This is a genomic window from Streptomyces sp. NPDC058157, from assembly GCF_042884105.1.
GTDB lineage: Bacteria > Actinomycetota > Actinomycetes > Streptomycetales > Streptomycetaceae > Streptomyces.
Window position 1 is genome coordinate 1 of the sequence record NZ_JBHVUQ010000352.1, and the last position, 3,684, is coordinate 3,684.

The 3,684-nt window shown below is 77.3% G+C and carries 2 protein-coding genes; both read left to right on the forward strand.

Annotation, left to right across the window (positions count from 1 at the left end; genetic code table 11):
• Positions 1 to 350 precede the first annotated feature (350 nt).
• Complete coding sequence (locus ACFVXK_RS37550; RefSeq protein WP_389621552.1) at positions 351 to 3,017, forward strand: ATP-binding protein; 2,667 nt, start codon at positions 351 to 353, stop codon at positions 3,015 to 3,017.
• 35 nt (positions 3,018 to 3,052) lie between these two features.
• On the forward strand, positions 3,053 to 3,684 hold a 632-nt coding region (locus ACFVXK_RS37555), incomplete at its 3' end, for a maleylpyruvate isomerase N-terminal domain-containing protein (RefSeq protein WP_389621555.1).

Consider the following 3,684-nt stretch of genomic DNA (forward strand, 5'->3'; position numbering starts at 1 on the left):
GCCCCGAACCGCCGGGGCCCCGACCCGTCACCGGGCGCGGGTCCGCCAGGCGCCACCGCCCGGCACGCCGAGGCCCGGCTCGGGGTGCGGAGGCCGGGGGCGCAGCGCACGCCTCGTCCCGGGGGCCCGTCTCCCGGCGCCCCGCACACCGGGCCCCGGTCCCCGTGCGTGGCGGGCCGCCGTCGAACCGGTCCACGGCACCGACCGCCCCGCGGCCCGGCCCCCGTCCCCCCCGGTCCCGGCAAAACAACGTCACGGAGAGAAGATCGGGTTCTTCGGCCATAGGGGGAGCCCCCGGGCCCGGGTCGGGCGTAGGCTGATCTCCCGAACCGGCCTGGGGGGTACCAGCCATGACGGACCGCCGGACCCGTGCGCGGCGCACGCTCTTCGAGCGCGAAACGGAACTCGTCACCGTCGACGAGGCCCTCGACCGGCTCACCGGCACCGGCCCCGACGCCGTCGGCGGCCTCCTCGCCCTCTCCGGCCCCGCCGGACTCGGCAAGACCACCCTCCTCGCCGAAGTACGCCGCCGCGCCCTCGCCCGCTCCTGCACCCTCCTCGCCGCACGCGGCGGCGAACAGGAGCAGCACCAGCCCTTCCACGTCGCCCGCCAGCTCATCCAGCCCCAGCTGGCCGGCCGCCCCGAGGCCGAACTGCGCGAGGCACTCGGCAGCTGGTACGCCATCGTCGGCCCCGCCCTGGGCCTGTGCGCCCCCGAACAGGGCGCCCCGCCCGACCCGCAGGGCCTGCGCGACGGGCTCGACTGGGTGCTCACCCACCTCACCGTCCAGCGCGCCCCCGTCGTCCTCGTCCTCGACGACGCCCACTGGGCCGACCCCGAATCCCTCGGCTGGCTCGCCGCGTTCGCCCCGCGCGCCGAACACCTCCCGCTGCTCCTCGTCACCGCCTACCGGCCCGACGAACTCCCCGCCCACGCCGAGGCCTTCCGCACCCTGCCCGGCCGGGCCGGCCGGCGCCCGCTGACCCTCGCCCCGCTCACCGAGGCCGCCGTCGCCACCCTCGTCCGCGAGACCGTCGGGGCGCACGCCGAGGACGCCTTCTGCCACGAGGCCTGGGCCGTCACCACCGGCAACCCCTTCGAGGCCGTCGAACTCACCGCCAAGGTCCGCGCCCGCGGCATCACCCCCGTGGAGTCCAGCGCCCCGCTCCTGCACGACCTCGCCGCCGCCCAGCGCGGCAGCGGCCTCGTCGCCCGGCTCCACAGCCTCGGCCCCTCCACCGTCCGCTTCGCCTGGGCCTGCGCCGTCCTCGGCACCGCCATCCCCCGCCAGATCGCCGCCCGCGTCGCCGGAGTCGGCGCCGAGGAGGCCACCGGCGCCACCTGGCGGCTGCGCGACGCCCGCATCCTCTCCGCGCCCCCGGCCGACGCCGACGACGCGGACACCGGCCTGGAGTTCGTCCACCCGCTGATCGCCACCGCCCTCTACCGCGCCATCCCCGACGCCCTGCGCGTCGCCCTCCACGGCAAGGCCGCGGCCGCCGTGGTAGACGCCGGACTCGGCGCCTCCGCCGCCGCCCGCCACCTCCTGGAGACCCACCCCGAGAACGACCCCTGGGTGGTGCGCACCCTGCGCGAGGCCGCCACCGAGAACCTCCGGGCCGGCGCCCCCGAAGCCGCCCGCCGCCAGCTCGCCCGCGCCCTCCAGGAACCCCCGGACTTCGGTGAACGCGCCGCCGTGCTCTACGAACTCGGCTGCGCCTCCCTGCTCACCGAACCCGCCACCACCGTCAACCACCTGCGCGCCGCCCTCGCCGAGCCCTTCGACGACCCGGCGCTGCGCCAGGGCATCGTCATCCGGCTCGCGCAGGTCCTCGCCCACAGCGACCACCTGCGCGCCGCCTCCGAACTCCTCGCCGCCGAGATACCCCGCGCCCACGACCCGCGCGCCCGGCTGCGCCTGCAGTCCGAGCAGTTCATGTGGGACGCCTTCGACGCCGCCGAACCCGACTCCCCGGCCCGCTCCCGGCGCCTGGCCAAGCTCGCCGACCGGCTCACCGGCCGAGACCTCACCGAGCGCTACGTCATCGGGCTGCGCGCCTGGGACGCCTGCCTGCGCGGCGAACCCCGCGAGGTCTCCCTCCACCACGCCGGACGGGTCCTGGAACAGCCCTTCAGCTGGGCGCACGAGGACCGCGGCTTCGAGGTCCCGGTACTCGCCGCCATGGTCCACATGTACGCCGACCGGCCCGGCCGCGCCGAGGAGCTGTTCGAGGCGGGCACCGCCGAGTTCGAACGCCAGGGCTGGCACGGCGCCCACCTGTCCTTCGCCTACAGCCTCCGCGCCTACCTCCGCCACCGGCGCGGCCGCCTCACCGAGGCCGAGGAACTGGCCCGGGCCGGCCTGCGCCTCGCCGAACGCGTCGGCCGCCGCACGCCCGTGCACTGGTACGCCATCACCATCCTGATCACCACCCTCCTGGCCCGGGGCCGGACCGACGAGGCCTGGCGGCTGGCCCGGGAGCACGAGTACGGGGAGCCCTTCCCCGCGGCCGTGGTCTTCCCCGACTCCCAGACCGTGTACGCCGAACTCCTCCTGGCCGCCGGGGACCGCAAGGCGGCCGCCGTCGAACTGGAGGCGGTGGACCGCCGGCTGAGTCCCCGCGGGATCCAGAACCCGGCCTGGTGCCCGTGGCGGCTGCACCTGGCCCGCGCGCTGGCCCCCGAGGACCCCGACCGGGCCCGGGCCCTGGCCGCCGGGGCCGTCGATCGCGCCCGGGCCTTCGGCGCCCCCTCCGCCGTCGGGCAGGCCCTGCGCGTCGCGGCGGAGGTCGCACGGCCGGAGCGGCGCGCGGCCCTGCTGACCGAGGCCGTCACCCTCCTGCAGGACTCCCCGGCGGCCTACGAGCTGGCCCGCGCCCTCGCCGCCCTCGGCACCGAGCTCCGCGACCCCGGCCTGCTCGACCGCGCCCGGCTGACCGCCCGCACCTGCGGCGCCGAAGCCCTGGAAGCGGACACCGCGCGGGCCCTGACGGCTTTCGCCCGCGGCGCAACCTGACCCGGACCGTCCCGCCCGGGGGCACAGTGGACGGCATGGATCACCACACCAGGCTCAGCGTGTTCCGCACCGAGGCCGCGGCCTACGACAAGGCCCTGCGGCGGGCGGCCGACGGCGGCGGGGAAGGCCCGCCGGTGCCCTCCTGCCCCGGCTGGTCCCTCGCCGACCTCGCCGGACACCTCGGCAGCGTCCAGCGCTACCTCACCCACATCCTCCGCGGCCGCCACACCGAACCCGTCGACCCCACCGACCCCGCCCTCTACGACCTCCCCGAGGACCCGGCCGTACGCGCCGCCTGGCCCCGGCACGACGCCACCCCGCACCGCGGCCCCGTCCCCGGGGAACTCCTCGACTGGTCGGCCGAGGCCGCCCGGCAACTGGCGGACGCATTCGAGGAACTGGGACCGGACGTCCCGGTGTGGAGCTGGTCGGCCGAGCGGACCAGCGGCTTCTGGATGCGCGTGCAGACCATCGAACAGGCCGTCCACCGCTGGGACGCGGAGTCCGTCACCGGCGACCCGGCCCCCTTCGAACCGGCCTTCGCCGCCGACGCGGTCGCCCAGACCTTCGAGGTCATGGTCCCCGCCCGGCGCGGCTGGAAGCCCGCCCCGGCGGGCACCGGGGAACGCTACCGCTTCCGCCGCACCGACGGCCCGGAGTCCTGGAC

Bases quoted from the DNA above. Each gene is read 5' to 3' on its own strand.
- ACFVXK_RS37550 (WP_389621552.1), top strand. From the start codon at position 351: ATGACGGACCGCCGGACCCGTGCGCGGCGCACGCTCTTCGAGCGCGAA.